25 protein-coding genes and 2 pseudogenes are annotated in these 26,338 nt (G+C 71.8%); 10 read left to right on the plus strand and 17 right to left on the minus strand.

All coding sequences use genetic code 11. The features are described 5' to 3' along the window. Positions 1 to 12 precede the first annotated feature (12 nt). Together AB0412_RS10225 and AB0412_RS10230 are read right to left on the minus strand one after the other, a co-directional pair. A complete protein-coding gene (locus AB0412_RS10225) occupies positions 13 to 1,356 on the minus strand; it encodes an MFS transporter (RefSeq protein ID WP_366402077.1) in 1,344 nt (447 codons plus the stop codon). Between the two features lie 94 nt (positions 1,357 to 1,450). Beyond that, the gene (locus AB0412_RS10230) at positions 1,451 to 2,017 is read right to left on the minus strand and encodes an AAA family ATPase (protein WP_366402078.1); all 567 of its coding nucleotides are present in this window, start codon (positions 2,015 to 2,017) and stop codon (positions 1,451 to 1,453) included. A 163-nt stretch (positions 2,018 to 2,180) separates the two neighbouring features. Between AB0412_RS10230 and AB0412_RS10235 the strand changes: the two genes are divergently transcribed. Together AB0412_RS10235 and AB0412_RS10240 are read left to right on the plus strand one after the other, a co-directional pair. Further along, positions 2,181 to 2,525, plus strand: a complete 345-nt coding sequence (locus AB0412_RS10235) for a DUF1330 domain-containing protein (RefSeq protein ID WP_366402079.1) — start codon at positions 2,181 to 2,183, stop codon at positions 2,523 to 2,525. Positions 2,526 to 2,836: 311 nt separating this feature from the next. Next, complete coding sequence (locus AB0412_RS10240) at positions 2,837 to 4,135, plus strand: MFS transporter (protein WP_366402080.1); 1,299 nt, start codon at positions 2,837 to 2,839, stop codon at positions 4,133 to 4,135. A gap of 12 nt (positions 4,136 to 4,147) precedes the next feature. Here AB0412_RS10240 and AB0412_RS10245 read toward each other — a convergent pair whose 3' ends face one another. After that, positions 4,148 to 4,723: a dihydrofolate reductase family protein gene (locus AB0412_RS10245; RefSeq protein WP_366402081.1), complete on the minus strand. Its 576-nt coding sequence runs from the start codon at positions 4,721 to 4,723 to the stop codon at positions 4,148 to 4,150. 175 nt (positions 4,724 to 4,898) lie between these two features. On the opposite strand from AB0412_RS10245, the gene AB0412_RS10250 reads away from it, so the two are divergent. Further along, on the plus strand, positions 4,899 to 6,992 hold the full coding sequence (locus AB0412_RS10250) for a SpoIIE family protein phosphatase (RefSeq protein ID WP_366402083.1): 2,094 nt from the start codon (positions 4,899 to 4,901) through the stop codon (positions 6,990 to 6,992). A gap of 30 nt (positions 6,993 to 7,022) precedes the next feature. On the opposite strand, the gene AB0412_RS10255 is transcribed toward AB0412_RS10250, so the two are convergent. After that, the gene (locus AB0412_RS10255) at positions 7,023 to 7,979 is read right to left on the minus strand and encodes a helix-turn-helix domain-containing protein (protein WP_366402084.1); all 957 of its coding nucleotides are present in this window, start codon (positions 7,977 to 7,979) and stop codon (positions 7,023 to 7,025) included. Between the two features lie 380 nt (positions 7,980 to 8,359). Between AB0412_RS10255 and AB0412_RS10260 the strand changes: the two genes are divergently transcribed. From AB0412_RS10260 to AB0412_RS10270, 3 genes are all read left to right on the plus strand, one after another. Further along, positions 8,360 to 8,809 (plus strand): hypothetical protein, encoded by a 450-nt coding sequence (locus tag AB0412_RS10260; protein WP_366402085.1) that lies wholly within the window; start codon positions 8,360 to 8,362, stop codon positions 8,807 to 8,809. 180 nt (positions 8,810 to 8,989) lie between these two features. Next, the gene (locus tag AB0412_RS10265; RefSeq protein ID WP_366402086.1) at positions 8,990 to 9,862 is read left to right on the plus strand and encodes a trypsin-like serine protease; all 873 of its coding nucleotides are present in this window, start codon (positions 8,990 to 8,992) and stop codon (positions 9,860 to 9,862) included. 103 nt (positions 9,863 to 9,965) lie between these two features. Next, entirely contained in the window at positions 9,966 to 10,406 is a 441-nt protein-coding gene (locus tag AB0412_RS10270) for an OsmC family protein (RefSeq protein WP_366402087.1), read from the plus strand. Between the two features lie 92 nt (positions 10,407 to 10,498). On the opposite strand, the gene AB0412_RS10275 is transcribed toward AB0412_RS10270, so the two are convergent. The 3 genes from AB0412_RS10275 to AB0412_RS10285 form a co-directional block, all read right to left on the minus strand. Then, a complete protein-coding gene (locus AB0412_RS10275) occupies positions 10,499 to 10,855 on the minus strand; it encodes a hypothetical protein (protein ID WP_366402088.1) in 357 nt (118 codons plus the stop codon). Between the two features lie 253 nt (positions 10,856 to 11,108). Next, entirely contained in the window at positions 11,109 to 11,273 is a 165-nt protein-coding gene (locus tag AB0412_RS10280) for a hypothetical protein (protein WP_366402089.1), read from the minus strand. A 165-nt stretch (positions 11,274 to 11,438) separates the two neighbouring features. Next, positions 11,439 to 12,122 carry a DUF899 family protein gene (locus tag AB0412_RS10285; RefSeq protein ID WP_366402090.1) on the minus strand — a complete coding sequence of 228 codons (684 nt, stop codon included), beginning with the start codon at positions 12,120 to 12,122 and terminating at the stop codon, positions 11,439 to 11,441. A gap of 191 nt (positions 12,123 to 12,313) precedes the next feature. Between AB0412_RS10285 and AB0412_RS10290 the strand changes: the two are divergent. Then, positions 12,314 to 12,493, plus strand: a pseudogene (locus AB0412_RS10290) (hypothetical protein); the annotation flags it as partial. A 51-nt stretch (positions 12,494 to 12,544) separates the two neighbouring features. On the opposite strand, the gene AB0412_RS10295 reads toward AB0412_RS10290, so the two are convergent. The 8 genes from AB0412_RS10295 to AB0412_RS10330 form a co-directional block, all read right to left on the minus strand. Further along, positions 12,545 to 13,957: an MFS transporter gene (locus tag AB0412_RS10295; RefSeq protein ID WP_366402091.1), complete on the minus strand. Its 1,413-nt coding sequence runs from the start codon at positions 13,955 to 13,957 to the stop codon at positions 12,545 to 12,547. A gap of 184 nt (positions 13,958 to 14,141) precedes the next feature. After that, the gene (locus AB0412_RS10300; RefSeq protein ID WP_366402092.1) at positions 14,142 to 16,940 is read right to left on the minus strand and encodes a fumarate reductase/succinate dehydrogenase flavoprotein subunit; all 2,799 of its coding nucleotides are present in this window, start codon (positions 16,938 to 16,940) and stop codon (positions 14,142 to 14,144) included. After that, positions 16,937 to 17,704, minus strand: coding sequence for an ABC transporter ATP-binding protein (locus AB0412_RS10305; RefSeq protein ID WP_366402093.1), 768 nt, complete (start codon positions 17,702 to 17,704; stop codon positions 16,937 to 16,939). Before AB0412_RS10305 ends, AB0412_RS10300 begins: the two co-directional genes overlap by 4 nt. Beyond that, a complete protein-coding gene (locus tag AB0412_RS10310; RefSeq protein ID WP_366402094.1) occupies positions 17,688 to 18,572 on the minus strand; it encodes an ABC transporter permease in 885 nt (294 codons plus the stop codon). The genes AB0412_RS10305 and AB0412_RS10310 overlap by 17 nt, the downstream gene beginning before the upstream one ends. Beyond that, positions 18,569 to 19,912 (minus strand): ABC transporter substrate-binding protein, encoded by a 1,344-nt coding sequence (locus AB0412_RS10315; RefSeq protein ID WP_366402095.1) that lies wholly within the window; start codon positions 19,910 to 19,912, stop codon positions 18,569 to 18,571. The genes AB0412_RS10310 and AB0412_RS10315 overlap by 4 nt, the downstream gene beginning before the upstream one ends. A gap of 14 nt (positions 19,913 to 19,926) precedes the next feature. Further along, a complete protein-coding gene (locus tag AB0412_RS10320; protein ID WP_010986276.1) occupies positions 19,927 to 20,154 on the minus strand; it encodes a ferredoxin family protein in 228 nt (75 codons plus the stop codon). A 93-nt stretch (positions 20,155 to 20,247) separates the two neighbouring features. Next, positions 20,248 to 21,039: a GntR family transcriptional regulator gene (locus AB0412_RS10325; protein ID WP_366402096.1), complete on the minus strand. Its 792-nt coding sequence runs from the start codon at positions 21,037 to 21,039 to the stop codon at positions 20,248 to 20,250. A 252-nt stretch (positions 21,040 to 21,291) separates the two neighbouring features. Continuing rightward, positions 21,292 to 21,654 (minus strand): ATP-binding protein, encoded by a 363-nt coding sequence (locus tag AB0412_RS10330; RefSeq protein WP_366402097.1) that lies wholly within the window; start codon positions 21,652 to 21,654, stop codon positions 21,292 to 21,294. A gap of 271 nt (positions 21,655 to 21,925) precedes the next feature. Here AB0412_RS10330 and AB0412_RS10335 point away from each other — a divergent pair, with 271 nt between their 5' ends. Further along, positions 21,926 to 22,336 (plus strand): ATP-binding protein, encoded by a 411-nt coding sequence (locus AB0412_RS10335; RefSeq protein WP_366402098.1) that lies wholly within the window; start codon positions 21,926 to 21,928, stop codon positions 22,334 to 22,336. 211 nt (positions 22,337 to 22,547) lie between these two features. On the opposite strand, the gene AB0412_RS10340 is transcribed toward AB0412_RS10335, so the two are convergent. Next, positions 22,548 to 23,432 carry a LysR family transcriptional regulator gene (locus AB0412_RS10340; RefSeq protein ID WP_366402099.1) on the minus strand — a complete coding sequence of 295 codons (885 nt, stop codon included), beginning with the start codon at positions 23,430 to 23,432 and terminating at the stop codon, positions 22,548 to 22,550. A 95-nt stretch (positions 23,433 to 23,527) separates the two neighbouring features. Between AB0412_RS10340 and AB0412_RS10345 the strand changes: the two genes are divergently transcribed. Then, on the plus strand, positions 23,528 to 24,685 hold the full coding sequence (locus tag AB0412_RS10345) for a nuclear transport factor 2 family protein (protein WP_366402100.1): 1,158 nt from the start codon (positions 23,528 to 23,530) through the stop codon (positions 24,683 to 24,685). Positions 24,686 to 24,712: 27 nt separating this feature from the next. After that, positions 24,713 to 25,366 (plus strand): annotated as a pseudogene (locus AB0412_RS10350) (peptidoglycan bridge formation protein FemAB); the annotation flags it as partial. 474 nt (positions 25,367 to 25,840) lie between these two features. Here the strand turns inward: AB0412_RS10350 and AB0412_RS10355 are convergent. Further along, positions 25,841 to 26,311, minus strand: coding sequence for an ATP-binding protein (locus AB0412_RS10355; protein WP_366402101.1), 471 nt, complete (start codon positions 26,309 to 26,311; stop codon positions 25,841 to 25,843). Positions 26,312 to 26,338: the final 27 nt, after the last annotated feature.

Here is a 26,338-nt window from a genome sequence, read left to right on the forward strand (position 1 = left end):
GGCCGTCTGCTGTCAGTCGCGCAACGCGCGACGGTGGTCGTCGCCCCGCAGGGTGAGCAGGGCGACGGTGCTGACCGCGCACGTCACCACCACGTAGTGCGCGGGGATGTCGGCGTCGCCGGTCCGCTTGATCGCCTCGGTGATGATCAGGCCCGCGCATCCGGAGAAGACCGCGTTCGACAGCGCGTACGCCAGCCCCAGACCGGTGTAGCGGGCGCGGGTGGGGAACATCTCGGCGAGCATGGCGGGGCCTGGTCCCGCCATCAGGCCGACGACGGCACCGGCGGCGAACACCGCGAGGCTCTTGGCGGCCGTCGACGCCTCGGGGTCCTGCAGCAGGTGCAGCAGGGGGAAGGCGAGGGCGGCCACGAGCACCGCCCCGGTCACCATCACGGCGCGCCGGCCGATCCGGTCGCTCAGCGCGCCCGCCGGGATGATGGACGCCGCGAAGCCCAGGTTGGCGAGCACGGTCGCGACGAGCGCCTGCTGGAACGTCGCGTTCAGCGTGCTCTGCAGATAGGACGGCATGACGACGAGGAAGGTGTAACCGGCCGCCGACCAGCCCATGAGCCGCCCGGCGCCGAGCGCGATGGCGCGGGCGACCTCACGGGCGGAGGCGGCGGCGACCGGTGCCGCCCGCGAGGCGCCTTGCTCGTCCGGGATCCGGGTCTGCGCGGCCTGCCGGAAGGAGGGCGTCTCCTCCAGCCTGAGGCGCAGCCACAGGGCGGCGAGCCCCAGCGGCAGGGTCAGCAGGAACGGCAACCGCCAGCCCCATCCGTTGAGTTGGGACTCGGTCAGCACGGTGGCCAGCAGCGCCGCCATGCCCGCTCCGGCGAGCAGACCGAGCGCCACGGTGAAGGACTGCCACGCCCCGTAGAGCCCGCGCCGGCCGGGCGGGGCGAACTCCGTCATGATCGAGACGGCACCGCCGAACTCCCCACCCGCGGAGAGTCCCTGCACGATCCGCAGCAGGGTGAGCAGCCAGGGCGCGGCGGCACCCGCCGTGGCGTACGTGGGCAGCAGCCCGATCAGGGTGGTGGCGGCGGTCATCAGCGCGACGACCAGGATCAGCGTGGGACGACGCCCGATCCGGTCACCCACGCGCCCGAAGACCGCCGCACCGACGGGCCGGAAGAAGAAGGCGAGCGCGAACGAGGCGTACGTCTTGACGAGCGCCTCGACATCGCTTCCCCCTTCAGGGGTGAAGAAGTTGGCGGCGATGACGGTGGCGAAGTAGCCGTAGACGCCGAACTCGTACCACTCGATGAAGTTCCCCACCGACCCGGCCACCAACGCCCGGCGCGCCCGCGGCGGTCGGGCGGTGCCCTCGGCGGAGTCGTGCACGGGGGTGGTCATTCGTCGCCCTTCGTCGTGGGGATGACATGCGGAGGGAGAGATTCCCTGACTGGCAGTAAGTTTCAGCAGCTCGCCCGGTACGTGTCAATAACTTTCACCGGGTCGACGGCCCGGCCGGCACAAGGGCTCGACGAGGGGCTTCGCGGACGATGTGCTCCGCGGTCTCCTCCGGGGTGAGCGCCGCGGTGTCGAACCACCAGCCCGACCCGCCCAGTTCACGCTTCATGCGGGCTTCGAGGGCTTCGTAGCCGTGGAATTCGAACCGCTCTCGCGGGTCACGGAGCGTGTTGCGGTGCCGGCACACCTCGATGCCCGGCGCGAGCACCACGAACAGGACCTGTGGCGCGAGAAGCGAGACGAAGAAGTCCAGTTGCGCGCGGTCCGGGATCACCCAGTCGATCACGGGTGTGAAACCGGCGCCGGAGAGGTTGTTGGCCAGCGAGCACAGGTTGCGGTTGCACAGTTCCGTCTGCCGTGCCGCCTCGTCGGCGGGCTCGCCGAGCGGCCCCACGCGACCGCTGACGACCAGCCTGCTCACGAAGTCGCCGTCGAGCCGGGCGGAGCGCGGCAGGCGCTCCGCGACGAGTCTGGTCACCGCCGACTTGCCGGCTCCCGGCATCCCCGTCACGATCAGGCAGTCGGGCGTCTCAGTAGTGATCACGTTCGCAATCGTGTCAGCGTGTCAGATGAACCGGCAATCGCATTGCGGAAGGCATGGCGGCCGTGCGCGACGCCTGTCGATTACCTGGCAGGTCATCGACCCGTGACGCGAACGGATGGGACGATCACGTGGACCGAGGAGCTCGATTCGAGGAGAGGACGCCATGCCCGCCTATGTGATCGGTCATCTGCAGGAAGCCGCTTCGCACCCCGAGATCGCCGAGTACATCGAGCGCATCCCCGCCACCTTCGAGCCGTACGGCGGCCGCTTCCTCGTGCATGTCACGCAGCACGAGGTGTTGGAGGGCGCCTGGCCCGGACACGTGGTGGTCATCGCCTTCCCCGGGATCGCCGAGGCCCGGGCCTGGTGGGACTCACCCGCCTACCGGGAGATCGCCCCACTGCGTTCCCGGCACATCGAGGGCGACATCATCCTGGTCGAGGGCGTCCCCGACGACTACGACCCGGCCGCCACAGCGCAGGCCATGCGCGCGGCCCTGCCTTCCTGACCAGCCGCTGCCGGCCCGGCGACGCGAGCCCCGACCGGGCCGAGCGGCTGACCCCCTTGCCCCGCGACCGAATTGCCTTTCGTGCGAAGCCGCCGCGCACTAGTGTCCGGGGCCTGGTTCAGCGAGTCGGCCCACGAGGAGGTGGAGGCATGATCGGTCGCCCGAGCGCGCGTTGACGTCGTAGGCCGGACCGGCCCGTCATCGCGTGCTGTCCCTGATGGTGCGGCACAACGAGCCTTCTTCCGCCTGAACCACCGGCGTACGTCTCGTGCCCGGTGGCGGGCCCCTTCGTCGGCAACCCGAGGACTCCTGTGCCGTCCGCCGCCTCCGCTGCATCCGACTCCGGTCGCCCCGTCCCGCCGAGCCTGTGGCGCGACAGCGACTTCCGCAGACTCTGGGCGGGTCAGACCGCCTCCCAACTCGGGGAGCACACAGGTCTGGTCGTCCTTCCGCTCCTGGCCGTCCTGACGCTCGATGCCGGTGCCGCCCAGCTCGGTGCCCTGCGCGCAGCGGGCCAGGCGCCGATCCTGATGCTCTCCCTCTTCGCCGGCGCATGGGTGGACAGGTGGCGCACCCGCACGGTGATGGTGCTGACCGACGCCGGCCGTGCCCTCGCCCTGGCTGCCGTCGCCGTGACCTGCCTGCCCGGTGGGCTGGGGCTGCCCGCGCTGGTCGTGATCACCTTCGCCTTCGGGGCCCTCTCCGTGTTCTTCGACGTGGCCTACCAGGCGTCTCTGGTGCGGCTGGTGCACCCCGGTCTGCTGGTGCGCGGCAACAGCGCGCTCGAGGGCAGCCGCTCGGCGGCCCAGATGGGCGGTCCCGCCCTCGGCGGTGCGCTGGTGTCCCTGCTGTCGGCACCGATCGCTGCCGGCGCCGGTGCCCTGTTCTTCGCCCTGTCGTTCCTGTCGATCCGGCGCATCCGCGGGGACGAATCGACCCCGGGGCGCCTGGAGCGTCCCGCCCGGATATGGCGGCGGATCCACGACGGTGTGCGGTGCGTCGCCGGCGATGCCGTGCTGCGCACCGTGTGCCTGGCCTCGGCCGCCTTCCAGTTCTCCTTCGCGGCCGTGATGACCGTCCATCTGCTCTTCCTGCCGCGGGAACTGCATCTGTCCGGCACCGCCGTGGGGCTGGCCCTCGCAGCGACAGGGCCGGGCGCGCTCCTGGGCTCCGTGCTGGCGGCCCGCCTGCCGGACCGCTTCGGCTACGGCCCGGTACTCGTGGCGGCCGCGGCGATCGGCGACGGCGTGTTCCTGTGTGTCCCCGCGCTGCCCGGCTCTTCGGCGGTCACCGTCCCCGTCCTGCTCGCGGTCGCCTTCGTGTTCGGGGCCGGCGGCCAGCTGGTCAATGTGGCGATCATGGCCGTCCGGCAGGCGGTGACTCCGCGGGGGATGCAGGGCCGCGTGGCAGCGACGATCACGTTCGTCGGCATGGGGCTGTCCCCCCTCGGCTCCCTGCTCGGCGGACTCCTCGCAGCGCAGTGGGGGCTGCGTACCGGTCTCCTGGTGGCGGCCGCAGCCATGATGTCGTCCCCTGCGGTGATGGCCATGTCCCCGCTCGCACGCCTGGGACGGACGCTGCCGGCCCCGCGGAGCACACCGCCCGGCTGAGGCGGCGGCGTGCTAGGAAGCGGTCCGGCGTGCCACGCGGTGGCGGAGGTAGACGACTCGGGAGCCGAAGGTGCGGGTCTCGACGAGTTCGAGATCCACCCGGCGCTCCTCGCGCGGGAAGAACGGGATGCCACCGCCGACCAGCACCGGGTAGACCATGGCCCGGTACTCGTCGATCAGATCCGACGCGGCCGCCTCGGCGGCGAGGGTCGCGCCGCCGATCGCGATCTCGCCCTCGCCGGGCTCGGCCCGCAGCCGCGCGATCTCCTCCGCCACGCTGCCGGAGGCCAGGCGGGCATGGCCCCGCACCTCCGACAGCGTCCTGGAGAACACCACCTTGGGGAGCGGCTTCCACAGCGCCGTCCATTCGCGCATCGGGGCGTCGAGCGACGGATCCTCGTCGGCGGTCTCCCAGTACAGCATCGTCTCGTACAGCCGCCGTCCCAGCAGGTGCACCCCGACGTCCTTGATCTCGTCGATCCAGAAGCGGAAGACGTCGTCGCCGGGCGCCGTCCAACCGAAATCGCCGTCGGGTCCGACGATGTAGCCGTCGAGCGAAATGCTCATCGAATAGGTCACGCTGCGCATCGGGAGTCCTCCTCCGTGACGGTTCGACCATACGACTGCCGGACGCCGCAGAACTCATCGCGGCGCGCAGGATCCCCGGGCCTGCTCGCCGCGGGCCGCGGGGCCGGCCGGGGCGGCGCACAATGGGACGCAGCGGTATGAAGTGAACTGATCCATCATGTCGAGGACGTCCCGGATGTCTGTAGACCACACGGAAGACCGCAGCGCACGGGAACGGCTGCGCTCCGAGCCCGGGACGCTCCTGGAGCACGTCTCCGTGGCCGTCGTGGGCATCGACGACAGCGACCGCATCTGCTTCTGGGGGCCGGGCGCGGGCGAGCTCTTCGGCTACGACGACGGGGCCCTCGCGGAGCCGGTCGGCCTGCTGTTCCCGGACCGCTCCGGTCCCGGCACCGGCGCACACGCTGCGGGTGCGGGCCCGTACCTGGCCGACCGGGGCCGCACCCTCGGCTACTGGCGGGGCCGGCTGCCCGTGCGGCACCGGGACGGGACGGTCTTCGACTGCGGCTTCCGGGCCTTCAGCGTGACCGGCGACCAGGGTCGTACGGTGGTCATGGTCCTGGCGAGCAGAAGCGCGGAGCTCGACCGGGTCAAGACCAACCTCGCCTTCCTCGACGCCCTCTTCGAGACCTGCCCGGTCGGCCTGGTCATGCTGGACCAGGACCTGCGGTACGTGCACCTGAACAAAGCGCTCGCCGACATGGACGGACTCACCGTCGAGGAGCACCTCGGCCGCCGCATGACCGACGTGATGTGCGCCTGCGACGGCGCCGGCCTGGAGCGGCTGCTGCGCGGCGTGGCCGAGGAGGGCCGCCCGGCCGTCGGCCGGCTCGTGCGGGTGCGGCGTCCCGGGCGCGACCAGGTCAGGTCGGTGAGCCTGTTCCCGCTCAGTCAGGCCGTCGGCACCCGGCCGGGCGTCGGCGGGCTCGTGGTCGACGTCACCGACCGGGAACGGGCCCTCGTGGAGGCCGCGGACTCACGCGAGCGGCTCGTGCTGCTGGACCGGGCCACCGCCCGCATCGGCACCACCCTGGACGTGAAGGTGACGGCGGGCGAACTCGTCGACGCCGCCGTGCCGGACTTCGCCGACGCGTCGGTGGTGGAGGTCGTCGACTGGATGGACGAACCCGAGATCTTCGATCCACGGGTGCCGTTGGTCACCCACCGGATCGCCTCCGGGACGGTGCTGCCGCCGCCCGCCGACGAACTGGTCAGCGGGCTGGAGACCGTCCACTACCCGCCCGGCTCCCGCATCCACGGAATGCTGCGGACCGGCCGCCCGATCGCCGTCCCGGTGAACGCGGACTTCATGACGACCACGGTCCTGCACCAGGAGCGCGCCCGCATCCTCGTCGACAGCGGTCTGACCTGCATCCTCATCGCACCGCTGATCGCCCGGGGAACGGTCCAGGGGCTCACCATGTTCGGCCGCTCGGCCGCCCGGCCGCAGTTCACCGAGGAGGATCTGCGCCTCGCCGCGGAGCTGTCCTCCCGCGCCGCGCTCTGCCTGGACAACGCGCGCCTCTACACCAGGGTCCAGGACATCGCCCTCACCCTCCAACGGGCCCTGCTGCCCACGAGCCTCCCGACCAGCCCCTACGTCGAGGTCGCCCACCGCTACGTGCCCGGCAGCCACGTCACCGTGGTCGGCGGCGACTGGTACGACGCGATCAAGGTGCCCGGCGGGCGCGTCGCCCTGGTCGTCGGCGACGTCATGGGCCACGGCGTGCCCGCTGCGGCAGCCATGGGAAGGCTGCGGATCACCGCGAAGGCCCTTGCCAGACGCGGCCCCGAACCGTCCGATCTGCTCGCCGAGTTGGACGCCTGCGCCCAGGAAGCGGGCATCGAACTCGCCACGTGCCTGTACATCGTCTACGACCCCGGCACCGGCCGTGCCCGCATCGCCTGCGCGGGACACCCGCCGCCGCTCGTGCGGTATCCGGGCGGCCGGGTCGAAACCGTCTGCGACCTGACCGGGATCCCGCTCGGAGTGGGCGGTCACCCCTTCGCCACCACCGAGATCGCCCTCCCCGACGGCGCCGTCCTGGCTCTGTACACCGACGGCCTGGTGGAATCGCGGGGCAGGGGCATCGACGAGGGGATGGCCGCCGCCGGCGCCGTGCTGAGCGGCGCGTCGGACGGGCTGGAGGAGACGGCCGACCGGATGCTGTCCGAGCTGGTCCCCGGCCCGCCCGGCGACGACACGGTGCTGGTCCTCGCCCGCGTCCGCCACCGTCCGCGGCAGGCGATGAATGACGACCGTACGTGAAGGGGGCGCGGCGAGGGCCGGAGTCGGTCGTCAGCGTGCCCGGTGCCGCATCTCCCGGGGGCTCACACCGTAGCGGGAGCGGAAGGCGGTGCTCATGGCGCTGGCCGAGGAGAAGCCGGAGGCGTAAGCCAGATCGGTGATGGTCATGTGGGCGCAGTCGGCACACAGAAGGCGATCGCGCACGAGGCGCAGACGCTCCTCCCGGATCAGCTCGCGTGGCGTGGTGCCCGCCCGCTGCAGGGCCAGCTGGACCTGGCGCAGGGACCAGCCGAGTGCGCGCGCCATGCCGGCGCCGGTCAGGTCGGGATCGGCCGCGTGGTCACGTGCGTAGCGGCGGACCATCGCCTCCACCTGGGGCAGATGCCCGGAGGCGTCCGGGCGGTCGTCTCCGGAGGCGAGCATGCACAGCAGCTCGACGATGCGGTCGGACACGGCGTCGAACTGCGGGTCGGTGAGGGCATGGCGCTGTTCGTGCAGGTCGGTCAGCATGGAGCGGACCACGCGCCCGAGCCCCTTCGTCAGGTCCAGGCCCAGACCGAGCGGTGACGTCCGGTTCAGCGGGCTGTCGATCTCCCGCGCGGGGATGGTGAGGATGAACGCGTGCGTGCCCGACGCCTGCAGGCACCGGAAGGGCGCCCCGAAGGTGACCAGGACGGCGGTTCCGGGGGCGAGTCCGGCCTCCTGGCCGTTCTGCCGTAACGCGATGCGGCCGCTCACCGGCAGCAGGAGGCGGTAGTTCTCGTCGGGGTCCTGCCGGACCTGCTGGGCGGTGCGGGTGTACTCGATCTGGTCGGACCGGAAGGTGACGAGCTGGTAGGTGGCGGTGCGCTGCAGGTGGGTCTCGCCCCGGAAGTTGTCGGTGCGCGCGTACCGGTAGTCCATCCGTGACTGGTACGAGGCGATGTGTTCGCTCCAGAAGTCGGCCCGTCGGCCCGGGTCGACCTGTTTCGTCGTCTGCGACTCCACGACGTAACGTCCTGCCGGCAACGCGTCCCCTCCAGTGCCACCGTGTCCCGACGAGCTGTCGAGCAACCGTGAACTCCCCTGGAACCAGGGGCGGTTGCCCGGGGCCCACGTTAGGGCAGCAATCGTTTTCCGGGAGACACGACGCAGCTCATCGGCATATGCCGGCGGCAGGACGGAGAGGCGGTCGAAAGGGCCGGGAGGGCGACGCCGCCGTCCACGACGGCACGCAGCTCCGCGCCCCGCTCCTCCGGCTGCCCGAACAGCGCGTTGATCACCCGGACACGACGAGACCGTCCTTCTCGCCGTTGCGTACCGGCACAACTTCCCTGCGCGGACACGAAAGTCCGCTCCCCGCAACCGCCCTAGCGTGTGGGCGTCGGACAGCGGAGCCGGAGAACGTGATGACGCATACCTGGGTGCCGTGGTGGATGCGGGGGAGTGTGGACGAGGTACGGACCCTGCCCGCCGGCCAGTGGTGGGACGCGGTACGCGTTCCCCTCGCCGTCGGGACCGAGGCGCTCCGGAACCTCGGGAGCGAGACGGGAGCGGTGATCGAGGACGGCTTCGGCGGCATCCTGTACTGGCTCGTCGTACCCGGCTCGGCCGCGGACTGGCGACTGCCCCGGGTGCGGGTCCTCGGCCGGGGCTCCCACGTGGCGGTCCCGCCGCCGCACCGGGTCGACGGCCCCGGCCTGCACTGGCGCGTCCCCCCGGCGCACGGCCGCGACACCACCGTCGCCCCCCGCCTCCACACCGCCCTCCTCGACGCCATGTCCCCCACCCCCGATCCGCCCGCCCCGACCGATCCTGAGCCCGGCCGGGGCGGGCACTCCCCGCACGAAGTCGCCTGAGACGGTGGCGCCGACGCAGGCGGAGCGGCGCGTCGGCCCCAGGTCCGGCCGCCGGCTTCGGAGCACCGTCCCCACCTGACCGAGTTCGTGCTCTTGCCGCAGACGATCACAGACGCTTCAATGCCCCCACCCCCCCCCACAGGAGGAACACCCGATCCCAACCCAGCTAAGGGGTTCTTCTTGACCGTCAAACGCGCCACCGCCGTCACCGCGGCCGCCTGCGCCACGATGCTTGCCCTCGCCGCTCCCTCGTCCGCGATCAACTCGTACAACGCGACGCCCGCTCCCGAACGCACCGAGGTCGGCGCGCTCGTGGCCACGTGGGACGACGACGGCGATCCGGCGACCCCGGACCGCGTCGACTGGGTCTGCTCCGGCACGATGATCGACGCGGACACCTTCCTGACGGCCGCCCACTGCACCACGGACTGGCCGGACAACGTACGGTTCCACGTCTCCCTCGACCAGGACGTCCAGGCCGGACTGGACGCCGCCGCACGCAAGTACCCGGGTGACCCGGCCGCCCAGGCGAGAGCGGTCGCCGTCGAGGGCACGGCCCACAGCCACCCCGGCTATCCGGGTCCCGCCGCCGACACGCGTGACATCGCGGTCGTCGAACTCCCCGCCGCTCGGATGGCCGCACGCTGGTCCTTCACCCCGGCCGCACTGCCGTCCGCCAACCAGCTCGGGGCCCTCGGGCCGAAGAAGCTCGACTCCACCGACTGGGTCGTCGCCGGATACGGCACCCAGGAGGCCGTGAACGGTCCGGGCGGCCACACCCACCCGGGTGGCGGTGTCCGGATGAAAGCGCCGGTGAGCTTCGACGCGCTCAACGACGCCTGGGTCCGCCTCGCCATGACCGCCCCCCAGGGCAACGGCGGCGCCTGCTACGGCGATTCCGGCGGGCCCAACTTCGCCACCATCGACGGCCGGCGCATCCTCGCGGCGACGACCATCACCGGCGACGGCCCCTGCTACGCCACCAATGTCACCTACCGGCTGGACACCCCGGGAGCGCGCGCCTTCCTGGCGCCGTTCGTGCAACTGCCCTGACCCCGGCTGCACACCGGGCCGGGTGGTGACGGGCTGCGCTGCCGACTCCACCCGGCCCTGTGGTCACACCGGCCCGCGGTGCCCCGGGCACTACCGTTGACCCATGAGCGAAGACTCCCAGCGTTCGGTGGTCGTCGAGCGCACCAGCACCGGCCACTTCACCGCCACCAACGCCCGCGGCGGCACCCTCCGCTTCGCCACCGCCTCCGACGACGGACGCAACACCGATTTCACTCCCGTCGAACTGCTGCTCGCCGCCATCGGGGGCTGCACGGCCGCCGACGTCGACGTCGCCACCAGCCGCCACGCCGAGCCCGTCGAGTTCTCGGTGTCGGTGACGGGTGACAAGATCAGCGACGAGCTGGGCAACCGCATGACCGGTCTGACGGTCACCTTCGACGTGACCTTCCCGGACGGCGCGGGCGCCGATCGCGCCCGCGCGATCCTTCCCCGAGCGGTCAGGACGTCTCACGACCGTCTCTGCACGGTCAGCCGCACGGTCGAGATCGGTACTCCCGTCACCACGGCGATCAAGGACGCCTGACGGGCGGATTTCCCATTTCTCGACGGCCGGCTCCGTCGCGGGGCGGCGAAATCCGCCGCTCCGCAACCGCCGCCTTTCGTCGCAGGACGCTGTCAGGCCCGGTTGAGCCGGGCGGCAATCCCGTGACCCAACAGCAAATACATGACGGCCGGGAGGCCGTAATTGAGGACGACGCGTAGACCTTCGGTGTCCATCGTGAAAATGTCCTGTGACCACCAGGCCAGCCGGCCGGCCGTTCCCTCGACGAACTCGACGAACACATTCGCCTGATTCGCGTCGAGCAGGAACAAGGCGATCCACAGGCCCAGAAGACCCGCCGCGATGTCGGCGATCGTGCAGATGGTGAGGGCCGTGCGCCGCGCGGTGGCCTGGCGGCGAGCGGACGGATCCGGGCTCGGGGGCGGCTGGTGGTACGTCTGATATCCGGGGGCCGGGTCGATATTGCTCACGGGGAGTCCGATCTGACGTGACGATGTGCCGGCGCGCTCGCTCCGAGTGCACGAATGCGAAGACGAGCCGCCTCGTTTCTTCCTGCCTCTGCGTTGCCGAGCGCCGCCGTGTTACACCGGCGTCCGTGATGACCCGAATATGGCTGCCTGGTCACACACCTGGCCACATGTTCGTGCGTCTGGGCAGTTTTCCGGACGGAATAGGAAGCTCATTCCGGCACCGTCATCCTCGGGGCGGCTTCGTGAATGGACGCTATTCGTCGCGTTCGAAGTCCGCCTCCCACACCTCTTTGTCGAGGGCGCGCTGGGCGGCGAAGTACAGCTCGTGCACGAAGCTTCTGGCCTGCTCCGGCGACAGGGCCGGAGCCTCGTGCAGGAGTCGCTCGGTCCACGTGGCAATGTTCTCGTCGTCGCCCATGTCTCCAGCTCTCCTACCCAGTCCGACGCCCGCGGGGCGGTCATCCCGTGCCCTGGCTCTGTGACCGCGTCCCCGGCCGCGAGCACCGGTTCCACGCTAGCCCCGGGCATCACACCCCGCAGCTCATGACCGCACCACCGGCCGGCGTCACAAGGGGCGCGTGTGTCAGTGGTCGAGGCTCGGGTACCAGTCGCCGCGGCCCTGCGGAGTCAGGTCGAGCAGGTGCCAGACGGGGGCCAGCAGGTCGATGCCGCGCTCGTCGATGTCGTCGGCCATGCGCGGGTGCGCGGAGTAGAAGTGGCGGACCGTGCCGTCGCCGTCGCGGGTGAAGACGGAGATGGTCGAGTCCTGTCCGCCGTCCTCGTCCTCGCTGCCCAGGTCGTACTTGAACGTGCTGTCCCCGCAGCTCAACAGCCGTAGCCGGTGCCAGCCGCGGTTGCGGGCGTGCTGCCGCAGGGTGGGCGGGTCGGCCGCCGCGGCGACGACGAAGTCCGCGTTGCGCGCGACGTGGTGGGCGATGCCGTTGAAGCCGTCGATCCACAGCGTGCACATCGGGCAGGGGTCGCTCTGCAGCTTGCCGTACATGAAGTGGTAGACGAGCAGTGGGCGGTCCGCGGCGGTGAACAGCTCGCTCAGAGCCACCTCGCGGACCGGTGTGTCCCCGGCGTCGAGATCGGCGGGGCCCTCGGTGAACACGTAGTCGTCGACGGGTGGACCCGCGGGGAGCGCCCGGCGCTGGGCGGCGACCTCCTCGCGGTGGCGCATGAGGGCGATCTCGGCCAGCCGCAGCTCCTCGCGAGCTTCCAGGTACTCCGCCGATTCGCCGGCCAGTCGGGTCTGCCGCACCATCGCGTCCTCCTGGGGTGGCCGTCCCCGGGCTCCGGTCCGGGCCACGAGCTGCCCGCTCCTGCGTTCCCGGACCGGTCCTCCGAGTCTATGGCGCCCCGGCCTGCCCGGCAGCACGGTAGGGCGGCCCAGCAGCGCTGATCCCCTGGGTACAGGGGTGCCTGTCAGCGCGCCGCCGCCTCGATACCGGGGACATGCAGCACGTCTTCTTCAAGTCCCTGCCCGGGCTGGTGATCCTGCTGACGCTGCTGGCCTTCGTCGACCAGTTGCCGTTGCGCGCGGGACGGGCCGGAGCGCTGCCGTGGCGGAACAGCGCACGTCAGGGGCAGGTGTCGGCGACCGGCTTCGAGCAGCTGCAGGCGAGCCTCTCGCCCCCCTCACCCACGTCATGGTGAAGGGGGCGCGCCGGTGCGGCCGGGGGTGGCTCAGGAGACCGTGGACGTGGCAGGGGCCGGGGTCTCGTCGCGGTCGGCGGCGGACGCCTCACCGTCGTCCAGGGAGATGTGCTTCGTCTCCTTGCCGAGCACCAGCGCCGCCAGCGTCAGCAGCGCCATCGCGGAGAGGTAGACGCCCACCAGCCAGGGCGAGCCGTCGCCCGCCTCCCACAGCGCCACCGCGATGAACGGCGCGACGGCCGCGCCGAGGATGGAGCTGACGTTGTACGAGACTCCCGAGCCGGTGTAGCGCACGCTCGTCGGGAAGAGCTCGGGCAGCAGCGCGCCCATCGGCCCGAAGGTCATGCCCATCAGCGTGAAGCCGAGCACCAGCCACAGCACCACACCGAGCGTGCCGAGGCCGATCAGGGGCACCCAGACCAGTCCGAAGACCACGATCGCGACGGTGACCCAGATCAGGGTCGTGCGTCGGCCGTACCTGTCGGCGAGCGGTCCGGAGACCAGGGTGAACACGGCGAAGAACAGCACGCCGAAGATCATCATCAGGACGAACGTGGTGTAGCTGTAGCCGAGGCCGGGCACCGCGGCGTCCTTCGCGGTGCGCCCGTAGCTCAGGGAGAACGTGGTCATCAGGTAGAAGAGCACGTACGTCGCCAGCATCGTGAAGGTGCCCAGGACCAGCTGCTTCCAGTGGTCGCGGAAGACGGTGGCCAGCGGCAGCTTCTGCACCTGCCCGGCCTCGCGCGTCCTGGCGAACACCGCCGACTCGACGAGCCGCAGCCGCACCCACATGCCGACCGCGACCATCACGGCCGAGAACAAAAACGGCACGCGCCAGCCCCAGCTGAGAAAGGCGTCGGAGGGCTGCGTGGGGTCGGCGCTCGCCGACGGCAGCAGCGCGCCGATGATCAGGAACAGGCCGTTGCCGATGATGAACCCGAGCGGGGCGCCGAGCTGCGGGAAGGTGCCGTACAGGGCTCGCTTGCCCGCCGGGGCGTTCTCGGTCGCCACCAGCGCCGCGCCGCTCCACTCACCGCCGAGCGCGAAGCCCTGCGCGAGCCGCATCAGCACCAGCAGGGTGGTGGCGACCCAGCCGGCCTGCGCGTAGGTGGGCAGAACGCCGATCAGGAACGTGGCGATGCCCATGGTGAGCAGCGAGATCACCAGTGTGCTCTTGCGGCCGAGGCGGTCGCCGAGGTGCCCGAAGAAGACGGCGCCGACCGGCCGGGCGACCATCGCGGCGCCGAACACGGCGAAGGACGACAGCAGGGCCGTCGTGGGGTCGCTGCTCGGGAAGAAGAGGTGGGGAAAGACCAGAACGGCGGCGGTCGCGTAGATGTAGAAGTCGTAGAACTCGACGGTCGTGCCGATGAGGCTGGCGATGAGGACGCGGGACCGCGGGTTGACGGGTGTCTGGGCCTGGCCGGTATCTGGTGTGGGCATGTGTGGGTCTTTCACGCGAGCACGGGGAACGGTCGCCGGCGTCCAGCGCCGGCCGCCCGGACGGCGGCGCACGCACCCTCACCGGGGTCCGCACGAACCGCGTGGGCAGTACAACGATCTCACTCATCTCATTTCCCGGTAGATCCATCTCGCCATGCGAGACGAACGGACCAGGCGGGCGGGGTCAGAGCGCGCGGGCCGCGTACGCCCTGACGTCCGCGTCCGGGTCCGTGGTCGCGGTGGCCAGGGCCGCCCGGGCGTCCCCGGTGGCGCGGTGCCGGGTCAGCGCCGTCACCGCCGCCTTGCGCACGTCGGCGTTGGGATCGGCGAGGGCTTTCGCGAGGGCGGGGACGGCGAGGCCCGGGTCCGCGAGGGACAGGGCGGTCGCGGCACCGGCCCGTGTCTGCCAGGCCGGGTCGGACAGGGCGGCCTCCGCGCGCGCCGCCAGGGGCGCCGGGCAGCCGGTGGTGCCGAGGGCCTCGTAGGCCGCCGCACGCACCAGGGCGTCCGGGTCGTCGATCAGCTCGGACAGGGCCGAGCGGATCGTTCCGGGATCGGAGCCGGCCCGCGAGGGCGGTGCGGTGTCGGCGAGCCGTCCCCCGGCCACGGCCGCCAGGCCCCTGGCGACGGCGACCCGGACCTCGCGGGAGGGGTCGGCGGCAGCCGCGCGGGCCAGCTCCCCGGCGGCGTCGACAGACACCAGGGCCCGCACGGCCGCGATGCGGACGGCGATGTCGCCGTCCGCCAGCGAGTCCGCGAACAGCCGCGTGTCGCCCAGACGCAGGACGCGCAGGGCGTCCAGTGCGGCGGCGCGGGCGACGGGGTCGGCCCCGGACAGGGCGGCGGCGAGGCCGTCGCGAAGGGCCGGCTCGGGGGCCAGCGTCTCGACCAGTTCGCGCAGTGAGGCGGCAGCGGCGGCGCGCACGCCCGCGTCGGGGTCGGCGAGCGCGGCGGCCAGTGCCGGCCCGGTGCCCGGCGGCACCGTCTCCGTCAGGACCGTCACGGCCGTGCGGCGGACGGTGGGCTCGGGATCGGTCAGGTAGGGGACGAGGGCGGGGAGCCGGGGTTCGTCCTCCGCGAGGGACAGCAGCTCGAGCAGGCGCGGCGTGGTCGGCGCGTCCGCGTCGGTACCGGGACCGGAGGTGGTCCCGGTGCCGGAGGACTCCTGCCGCACCGCCACCGGCGCAGCTTCCCGCGCCCCCGCGGTCGCCACCTGTTCCGGGTGGACCTCGCCGAGACGGCGCGACGGACCGCCGGCCGGGCTGAAGCCGTCGACCGGGACCAGATAGGGCGCCACGGGACGTGCCGTGAACTCCATCGCGCCACTGGGGGACTTGCGCAGATCGAGGTGGTGGAACCAGGAGGCGTCGTCGCGGTGCGGATGGTCGAGGCGGTCGTGGTACAGGCCCCATCGGGACTCCGTGCGGGCCAGCGAGGCCCTGGCCGCCATCTCCGCGCAGTCGCGGATGAAGCTCACCTCCGCACAGCGCATCAGCTCGTGCGGCGTCCGGGCGCCCATCGCGGCGATGTCGGCGCGCATCCGCTCGAACGCCTCCAGGGCCAGCGACAGCCGGGCACCGGACTTCGGTGGCGCCACATAGTCGTTCACGAACCGGCGCAGCTTGTACTCGACCTGGGGCTGCGGCGGGCCGTCGGGATTGCGCAGCGGGCGGTAGATCAGCTCGTGCGCCTCGCGCAGCTGGTCCGGGGGCAACTCCCCTTCGTACGGCGCGTACCGGGCGGCGTCCGCGCCCGCGAGGTCGCCGAACACGAAGGCGCCGATCATGTAGTTGTGCGGGACACAGGCCAGGTCCCCGGCGGCGTACAGCCGCGGGACGGTGGTGCGGGCGTGGTCGTCGACCCGCACCCCGGAGGCCGAGTGGCCGCCGCACAGGCCGATCTCGGAGATGTGCATCTCGACGTCGTGGGTGCGGTAGTCGTGTCCGCGCCCCGCGTGGAAGGTGCCGCGGGTCGGGCGCTCGGTGGAGTGCAGGATCGACTCCAGCGCCGAGATCGACTCCTCGGGCAGGTGACTCAGCTTCAGGTACACCGGGCCCCGGTCGGACGCCACCTCCGCCGCGAACTCGGCCATCATCTGGCCCGACCAGTAGTCGGAGTCGACGAAGCGCTCCCCGTGCCGGTTGACCTGGTAGCCGCCGAACGGGTTGGCGACGTAGGCGCAGGCCGGTCCGTTGTAGTCCTTGATCAGCGGGTTGATCTGAAAGCACTCGATGCCGGTCAGCTCGGCGCCCGCGTGATAGGCCATGGCGTACCCGTCGCCGGCATTGGTCGGGTTCTCGTACGTGCCGTACAGGTAGCCGGAGGCGGGCAGACCGAGGCGGCCGCACGCGCCGGTCGCCAGGATCACCGCGCCCGCGCGGACGGTCACGAACGCGCCGGTGCGCGTGTGGAAGCCGACCGCGCCCACGGCACGCCCCCCGGCCGTGAGCACGCGCACCGGCATGACCCGGTTCTCGATGCGGATCCGCTCCCGCATCTCCCGCCGCCGCAGCTGCCGGTACAGGACCTTCTTGACGTCCTTGCCCTCCGGCATCGGCAGTACGTAGGAGCCGGAGCGGTGGACCTGGCGGACCGCGTACTCGCCGTGGTCGTCCTTCTCGAACTTCACCCCGTACGACTCCAGCCGCTGCACCATGTCGAAGCCGCGGGTGGCGGTCTGGCGGACGGTGGACTGGTCGACGATGCCGTCGTTGGCGCGGGTGATCTCGGCGACGTAGTCGTCCGGCTCGGCCCGGCCGGGGACGACCGCGTTGTTGACGCCGTCCATGCCCATGGCGAGCGCGCCGGAGTGCCGTACGTGCGCCTTCTCCAGCAGCAGGACGTCCGCGCCGTGCTCGGCGGCGGTCAGCGCCGCCATCGTGCCGGCGGTGCCGCCGCCGATCACGAGCACGCCGCAGCTGATCTCCTCGGCGTCGCCGAGGGCCGGGATCTGCAGGGTGTGGTCCACCAGGGTGCCTTTCAAGAACCGAGTGACGTGAGGACGTCGCGCCGCAGGGCGCCGCGCGCCGGATCGTCGTGGGCGGCGCGCTCGCGGGGGCGCGGAACATCCCGTACGGCGATGAGGCGGCCCGCGCCGAGCAGGGCCACGCGGTCGCCGAGGAACAGGGCCTCGTCCACGTCGTGGGTGACGAAGACGACGGTCGCTCCCGTGCCGCTCAGCACCTCCACCAGCAGGTCCTGCATGCCGGCGCGGGTCTGGGCGTCGAGGGCGCCGAACGGCTCGTCCATCAGGACGGCCCTCGGACGGCCCGCAAGGGCACGGGCCAGCTGCGCGCGCTGGCGCTGACCGCCGGAGACGCGGTGCGGCAACCGGTGGGCGTGCTCGGCGAGTCCGACCCGGTCCAGCCACGCCTGCGCCTGGGCGCGGCGTTCGGTGCGTGGCACGCCGCTGATGGCCAGCGGGAGTTCGACGTTGGCCCGCAGCGTGCGCCAGGGAAGCAGGGCGTCCTCCTGGAACACCAGGGCACGCTCCGCGGACGGCCCGGTCAGCGGACGCGCGTCCACGGTGATCTGCCCGGAGAGCAGGGGCAGCAGTCCGGCCAGCGTGCGCAGGAGGGTCGACTTGCCGCAGCCCGAGGAGCCGACCACGGTCAGGATTTCCCCGGGGGCCACGTCGAGGTCCACCACGTCGAGCGCCGGCGCGCCCGGACGTCCGAGGGTGGCGTCGCGCAGGCTGAGGCCGGCGCCGGCGCGGGCGGGGGAACGAACCTCAGACGAGCTGGTCATGGGGCGCTTCCTCCGTGGTCCTGACGCGGACAGGTGCAGGGGCGGGCGTTGCGTGCGTCGGCCGCGGAACCCGACCGCCGGGAACGTACGACGTCCGCGGCAGCCAGCGGGTCAGACGGCGGCCCAGCAGCTCGACCGCCGTGGAGGTGAGCCAGCCCAGCACGCCGATCGTGACCATGCCGACGAACACGCCCGGGTAGTCGACGACCGTGTAGTCCTGCCAGGTGCGGTAGCCGACGCCGTACTGGCCGGAGATCATCTCGGCGGATATCACACAGATCCACGAGACGCCGATGCCCACCGACAGGCCGCCGAAGATGCCGGGCAATGTCCCCGGCAGGACGACCGAGCCGAGGATCCGCCACCGGCCCGCGCCCATGGTGCGCACCGCCTCCTCCCACACGGGCGTCAGCGCGCGCACCGCGTGCCGGGTGGAGACCAGAACCGGGAAGAAGGCGGCGGTGAAGGTGATGAAGACGATGCCCTGCTCGTTCGAGGGGAACAGCAGGATCGCCACCGGGACCAGGGCGATGGCCGGGATCGGGCGGACGACCTCCAGCAGCGGCCCGAGCAGGTCCTCGGCGAGCCGCGAGCGGGCCACCAGCACACCGGCGGCCACCCCCAGCACGGCGGCCAGCAGGAAGCCGGTGAGGATACGGGTGAGGCTGTCGGTCAGGTCCGTCCAGTAGTCCGGTCCGGACAGCCGGCCGGCGAAGGCACGGGCCACGTCGCCGACCGTGGGGAACTGCGAGAAGCGCAGCCAGACGTCGACGTCCAGGCCGGTCAGCAGCTGCCAGAGGCCGAGGCCGGCCGCGACGGCGCTCACCCGCAGCGCGTAGCGGGCCGCCCGAGGCGCGGTCCGGCTCACGACGCACGCTCCAGGGCGTCGGCGTAGCTGACGACACGGGCCCCGTCGTGCCGGTCGGTGTACGCCCGCGCGGTCGCCGGGGCGACGAACGGCAGCAGCTCGTCACCGTCGGCCACCCACACCGCCTTGTCGGCGAACCAGAGGGTGCCGGTGGTGGCGTCGGGGACGTAGGCGGCACGCACCGTGTCGCGGTGGGCGGCCACGTGACGGAGCAGTGCGGCCGGTGACGTGAAGACCCGCGTACGCGAGGATCCCTTCGGCCACACCTCTCCCGCCGGGGCGGGGGGTGCTGCGGCGAGCCGTTCACCGTAGGACGCCCCCAAGGCCTTCCTGACGTACCGGTCGTCGACGAAGGAGTCCACGTCCACGTCACCCGTCAGCCTCGCGGACTTCAGGATCGGCACGTCCTGCTTCAGCGCGGAGACGAGCTGAGGCCTGATCGCCGGGTCGAACGTGGCGATGCCGTGGGCGCCGTTGTACAGATAGACGACCTCGGCGGGCAGGCCCGTCGCCTCGGCGACCTTCTCGGCGGCGGCCACCGGCTGGTCGTTGAGGTAGTCGGTGGCCTCGGCCTGGGCCTTGAGGAACGCCTCCAGTACGGCCGGACGCCGCTTCGCGAAGTCCTCGCGGGCGGTGACGCCGTGGAACGTGGGAAGGTTCAACTGGGCGCCGTCGTACAGGGCCTTCGCCTTGCCCTGGTGGGCCAGCAGACCGGGCCAGGCGACGAACTGCGACAACGCGTCCGCGCTGCCCGCCGCCAGCGCGGACGCACCCACCGCGGGCTGCTGGTTGAGCTTCTCGATGTCCTTGCCCGGGTCGAGGCCGGCCCGCTGCAGAGCCCGCACGAGTGTGCCGTCGGCCGCCGAGCCGACGCTCGTGGAGACCTTCCTGCCCTTGAGGTCCTTCAGTGAGGCCAGCCCGGAGTCCGGCGCGGTGACGACCGTGTTGAGGCCGCCGCGCAGGTTGTAGCCGGTGACGGAGACCAGACGGGTGGGGCGGTTCAGCTGCTGGCCGCGGGCCGCGTTGATGAGCAGCGGGAAGTCACCCATCGAACCGATGTCGATCTTCCCGGCGGTCATCTGGGCGGTGATGGGTGCGCCGGTGGCGTAGTCCTGCCACTCGACCTTGTAGGTGTGGCCGTCGTCCAGGGCGCGCAGCTGCTTCTCGAAGGAGCCGAGGGAGCGCAGCAGGGTGCCTGCCGTGACCGTGTTGATCGTCTTGGACTGGTAGCCGACGGTGACGGTGATCGTGGATCCGTCACCGGCCTCGGCACTGCCGCCGCAGGCGGTCAGCGGTGCGAGCAGGACGGCGGCGGACGCGGCGACCGCGGTGCGTTTCATGGGTGTTCTCGCCTTCACCGGAGCAGATAGGGCATGTTGACCGTGACGGCCCCGGTGGGGCAGCGGGCCGCGCACGGGCCGCAGTACCAGCACTCGTCGACGTGCATGTACGCCTTGCCGTTGCTCTCGTCGATGGCGAGGGAGTCCAGCGGGCACATGTCCACGCAGAGGGTGCAGCCGTCGATGCACTTCGACTCGTCGATGGTCACGGGCACGTCGGCCCGCTGGGGCGCCAAGGGCATGGCTGTCTCCAGGAAGGGTGCTACAGGGGGCGTGCTTACAGGGGTGCGTGCTACAGCGAGTGCGTGCTGCGGGGAGTGCGCGGGGAGTGCGCGTCAGGGTGAGCGGCGCAGCAGGCCGCTCATGGTGATGCGGTCGCCGCGGAACCGGATGAACTCCAGGTCGACCGGGCGTCCGTCGTCCAGGTGGGTGAGCCGTTCCAGCATCAGGACGGCCGCGCCGCGCGGCGCCTCGAGCACGGCGGAGGAGTGGGCGTCCGCGGTGACCGCCTCCAGGGTGATCTCGGCGTGGCCGAGGGACCGGCCCGCGATGTCTTCCAGCAGGCGGAAGACGTCCGTGTTCTCCAGATCGGCGCCGAGCAGGGCGGTGCCGAGGTCGAGCGGGATGTAGGTGAGGTCGAGGGACAGGGGAAGGCCGTTCAGGCGGCGCAGACGTTCGATGTAGAGGACGTCGGCACCGGCCGGGACGCGGAGGCGTTCGGCGACCGGGGCGGGTGCCGGGGCGGGGCCCATCGTGCGGACCTCGTTCGTCACCCGCCCGTGCTCGCGGAGGGTTTCCGCGAGCCCCATGAGGCGGTCCAGCCCGTGGGGGTACTTACGGGCCACGACCACCGTCCCGACACCCGGCTGGCGCTGGACCAGCCCCTCGGCGCGCAGCAGATCGAGAGCCTGGCGGACGGTGTTGCGGCTCGCTCCGTAGTCGGAGGCGAGGAGCGACTCGTGGGGGAGCGTGCCGTCGGCGAAGGCGTCTGACAGGAGCTGGTGGCGGAGCAGGTCGGCGAGTTGCCGGGCCCGGTCGGCGCGCAGCCGGCGCCGTGCGCGGTGGGCCGCGACGGTGGTCGCTGCGCCGTGGCCGGCGTGGTCTCGGATGCGGTCGGTGGGCGGCATGGCAGGAACCATACCTATCCGGTAGGGAAAGTGGTGTTGCGCAAGTGTTGCGCCACCTGATGCATCGTCAGATCGGTGCCTGACCTGCGCTTTCAGCGGACTCCCGGGAAGATCTGCCAGCCAGGCGGCTTGGCTGCTGTCAGCTCCCCGGAGCCGATCATCGCCTGCTGCCCTGATCCCCATGGGTACGGGCTCGCTCAGCCGTCACGCAAAGGGCCGGGCCGCGCGGAGTCCGACAGGGCAGTCGTCGCCTCAGCCGGCCAGGACGGCCCGCACGGTCTTGCCGCCCCCGGCCGTCGGCGTCACATCGACCCGCTGGGCCAGTTGCCGCACCATGGCCAGCCCCCGCCCGCTCTCGTCCTGCGCGGTCGACGGACGGATGCGCGGCAGTGCCGGACTGCCGTCGGACACCTCGATGCACACCTGCCGGTCCGAGACCGCCACCCGCAGACGGCAGTCGCCGCCGCCGTACCGTACGGCGTTGGTGACCAGTTCGGAGACCACCAGCTCGGCATCCTCGACCTGGGCACCGGACGTCGGTGCGGTGTGGCGGTCGCTGTCACAGCCGGCGAGGAACGCACGCGCCAGTCTGCGCGCCTGCCGGGCCGCAGCCACGTTCTGACGAAACAGGTACTCCACTCGGGCGCAACGCCGATGGGCGCCGGCGGGCGCACGCATGGCGGATCACTTCCCCTCCTAGGACGAACCGGCCGCACCAGCCACGCGGCTGGGGCCGGAGCCGCGGAACCTCCGACGCGGCTGACCCTGCTTTTCCGGTGATGCCCCGTCCTGTGAGCTCCAACCCTCTTCGGCATGCTCGCGGATGGCGTCATGCCCCCGGGGAAAGCGAAGTGGAGAGACGAATTCACTCCAGTTGAGGCTTGTGATGATCCAGGCAGCCGAGGAAGAAGACGAAGAGCACGAGTCACTGCACGAGGCCCACGTACGGAACGCGGAGCAGGCAAGGATCGTGACACGCGCGTTCCTTGCCGAAGTCGGCCCGATCGGTGGGCCTGACGCGGAAGCGGTTCTGCTGGTCGCGTCGGAGCTGGTGACCAACGCCGTGCGCCATGCCGGGGGCGTGACCCGGTTCCGCCTGGTGGCCGGCCCTGGGACGGTGACCGTCACGGTGGAGGACGCCAGTGCCACGGCGCCTCGGCGGTGGCGGAGGACCCCGGACGAGCCGTGCGGAGCAGGCTGGCGGTTGGTGCGGCAACTCGCCGAGGACGTGGAGGTCAGCACCCGTCCAGGAGGGAAGTCGGTGTCCGCGGTCGTTCCGCTGCCCCCTGAGACCTGAAGGTGTCCCTGACCTGCCGACTAGTCCTGGGGGCCCACCTGGTGGGCGACGACCGCACCGATCCGGCCCGCCTGCTGTCGCAGCACTGCGGCCCGCTGCTGACGCGGACCACGCGCTGCTGCGCCGCATCCTCACCCAGCTTCCGCCAGGCCACGCGAGCCTGTTCGGACGCACGGATCCGGCCTGATCGGCAACGACTACGGCAACGACGTCACGAGGCGAACACCCCCGCCAGCCGGTCGATCAGGACCGCGGCGGAGGGATGAGGGTCCCGCCGGGGAGTGACCGTGTAGATGCCACGGGTCGGCGGATCCACGAGCGTCACAGCGGTGACGTCGGGCCGCAGTGCGCAGGTCAGCACCCCGGGTATCAGCGCGATGGCATGGCCGGCCGCGACCAGGGCCAGCTTGCCGTGCAGGTCGGCCGCCGCGAGGTCGATGCGGGGGCTGAATCCGGCCCGGGCGGCGTGCCGGCGCAGGAGCGCCGCCGAGCCGTCGTTGTCCTCGACCCACATCTCGTCGGCCAGCACCTGAAGGGGCAACGGGCCCTGTTCGCCTTGCGGATGGCCGACGGGCAGGACGACGACCATGCCGTCCAGGCCGAGGAACCGCGGTTCGACCCGCGGGTCGTTCGGCAGCCCCGGCGGTGCGTCGGTGACGACAGCGATGTCGAGATCCCCGGCGATCACGCGGCTGTGCAGGTGCGGAGTCAGTCCGGGCAGCAGGCTCCACCGCACGGGCCCGGCGTGCTCCAGCAGGTCCCGGATGGCCTCGGGGACGATGCCCGCGGCCAGCGAGGGCGTGGCACCGACGGCCAAGGGCCGGCCGCACGCGCCGTCGCCCACGTCGCGTGCGGCACGCACGGCGCGGTCGGCCTCGTTGAGCGTGGCCAGGGCGTGCCGCCGGAACACCTCGCCGGCCGGCGTAGGACGCACACCGCGCGCATGGCGCTCCATCAGAGGCACCCCGAGCTGCCGCTCGAGCCCGGCGATCTGCCGGGACACGGCCGACTGCGTGTGATGGAGCTCGGCGGCCGCCGCCGAGAGCGAACCGAGCCGGCACACGGTCACGAACGTGCGCCACACCGTCAGATCCATGGCGCCAGTATGCCCAGCCGGTATGCGTGTTCGGCATGGCGGGCCTGCGAGATCATCGCTTGTCGCAGCCCTCCCGCTGCACCACGCTGGCGCTCATGACCACACCGCACTCCATCGCCGTCCTCGGCCTGGGCCGCATGGGCCAAGCGATCGCGACCCGACTCACCGCCCAGGGCTGGGACGTCGTCGGCTGGACCCGCTCCGGGCGTACCGCGGGCGCCGTCGAGACGATGGGCGATCCGAACGACGCCGTCGCGAAGGCCGATCTGGTGCTCCTGGCTCTGTTCGACGGTGCGGCCTGCCTCAAGCTCCTCGACGACGTGCGTGACGCGCTGCGCGCGGACACGATCGTGGTGAACACCAGCACCGTGGCTCCCGCCGAGGCATCCCGACTGGCCCGGAGACTCGGCCCGTCCTACATCCACGCCCCCGTGCTCGGCTCCGTGCCGGCCGCCACCGCGGGCACCCTGCAGATCCTCGCCTCCGCCGACCCGACAACGCTCGACCGGGTCCGACCCGCGCTGGAGACGCTGGGCACCGTGCGGCGCGTCAAGGACGCCCCCACCGCTGCGGCGCTCAAGTTGATCGCCAACCACAGCCTCGCCGGCGCCGTCCTCGCGCTGCGTGACGCGCTGCGGCAGGCGGACGCCCTCGGCCTGCCCCGCGCCCAGGTGCTGGACGTGCTCGAACTCGGCCAGCTCGGCGGTCTCGTGGCGCGCAAGCGACCCTTCCTCACCGACCCGCCGGGCGCCGGTCCGGCCGCGTTCACGGTCGGTGCGCTGGCCAAGGACATGGCGCTGCTGGCCGCCGCGTCGAACGCCCCCTTGCGCAGCGCGGCCGGCCTGGCCGACACCCGTGCCGCGGCCGAGGACGACATCGCCGTCGCCGCCACGGACCCCGCCGTGGACGACGCCGTGCTCGCACCGCTGCGCGCCTACATCCGTGGACACGCCACCGGCGACCCCACCCACTTCCGCGACGCGTTCCTGCCCACCGCCCACATCGAGGGCATCCGGGACGGCGCCTTCGTCTCGTGGTCCCTGGACAAGTACTGCGCCCTGTTCTCCGGCCGCCCGGCCCCGGACGAACCGACCCGGTCCCGCCGCATCGACGCCGTCGACGTCCACGGCACCGTCGCCACGGCCACCATGACGCTGCTGCACGGCGCGGACACGTTCACCGACATCTTCCTGCTGGTCCGCGTCGGCGACAGCTGGCGCATCGCCAACAAGGCCTACCACCGCCGCTCCTGATCGCCATGGGCGCCAAGAGTGCTGAGAGTTCCCGAAGGGTCTGTTGCCGACTGGGCGGACCCGGACGTCGACGCATGGCTCACCCCGCTGCTGGAACACCTGCGCCGTTCGGGCGCCTTCGCCGTACGCATCGGCCCCTCACCCGCTTACCGGCGCTGGGACGCCGCCCGGCTCAAGTCGCTCACGGGCCCGGGCAGGCGCCTGCGCGACGTCCTCGCCAGTGAGGTCGAGCCGCTGGGGGCCGCCGTAGCCGAGCGGTTGCGCGAACGGGGCTGGCATCGCTGCGGCGGTGACGGGGCCGGGGAGGACGGTGACGCCCAGCCACGCCACGTCTTTCATGTGCCGCTCACCGGGCGCACGTGACCTGTGGCCGAACTCCCGGAGTTCTACCGGCTGCTGCGCATCACGGAGCAGCGCGACGGCTTCGGCTCGGCCGCTCCCTGGCGTACTACGAACGTCAGTACGCGGCGCTCAACGCCGAGGAACCGGGCCGTATGAAGCTCTATCTCACCCGTCACGACGGGGAGATCATCGCGGCCCACACGATGATCACGGTGGGTCGCCCGGGTGTGGTACCGGCGGACAGGTCGTCGAGACGCTGGGGGAATGGGAGCGACCTTCGCACGGCACCGCCAATTGGGCGCTGTACCGGCTTTCCAGGCGTACCTCAAGCGTCGATGAAGCCGACGACCCGAGCGACACCGGCGACACCGGACGTACATGCACCGTCGACAGCGGAGGTACGACCGGCGGCACAGGCGCAACCGGCGGCACCGATGACGGCGCGCAGGGGAAGCCCTGCTTCTCAGACACTTCGGGCTCACGCTGGGATCGGCCGGACGGTCATCGCCGAGTTGGTGGGCGAGCGCCTCGGTGATCGTGAAGTTCTCCGCGCCGTCCACGCCACCACCATCGGAGATCACAATCGCGGCCCCGGTCAGCTCCGGTCGCCCCGCGGTCGCACACGGAACACAGCCGATGATCTTCGCGCCGAGAGACACCGTTATCTGCTCCGTCGGTCCGTTTGGCGCCGATGCTTGCCGTCGCTGCTGTGCTGTATGAACCCTCACTCAGTTGAACGACGTCCCGGACTTGATCGCGAGTGAAGTCCGGGCGGGCGGAAGCACACCCTCCGGCCCGGAGCACGCCGTCGTCTCAGGCTTTCGCTGCTGCCGTGGGCAATGCCACGCTGACCCGGCGTCCGAGTGGACCCTGGTGGACGCGGATCTCCTGGGCCAGGAGTTCGACGATGGTCAATCCTCGGCCGTGCTCGTCGGGGTCCGTGTCCTGGGTGGTGCGCGGCCGGACGGCCGCGCCGGAGTCCGTCACTGAGATCCGCAGGAGCCCGGCGTGCAGGGACAGATACACCGTCATGTCACACCGACCGTGCTCAGCGGCGTTCGCGGTGAGTTCCCCGACGACCAGTTCGGCCGATGCGCGGTCCGCAGACGGGAGCCGCCACTGGGCCAGCACTGCCGAGACGCCACGGCGTGCCACCGGAACCCAGGGGATCTCCGCGGGCAGCGCAACGAGGGCCTGGTGGCCCGGCACCTGCCGGGGTCGGGGGCGAACAACTGGCGGCACCGTGCTCGGCCGGGTCGTCGCCCAGAGGGTGGGGCTGCTCATGATCGGCCCTACTACTTACTGGAAGGG

Source organism: Streptomyces sp. NPDC052012, from assembly GCF_040689265.1.
Taxonomy (GTDB): Bacteria; Actinomycetota; Actinomycetes; order Streptomycetales; family Streptomycetaceae; genus Streptomyces.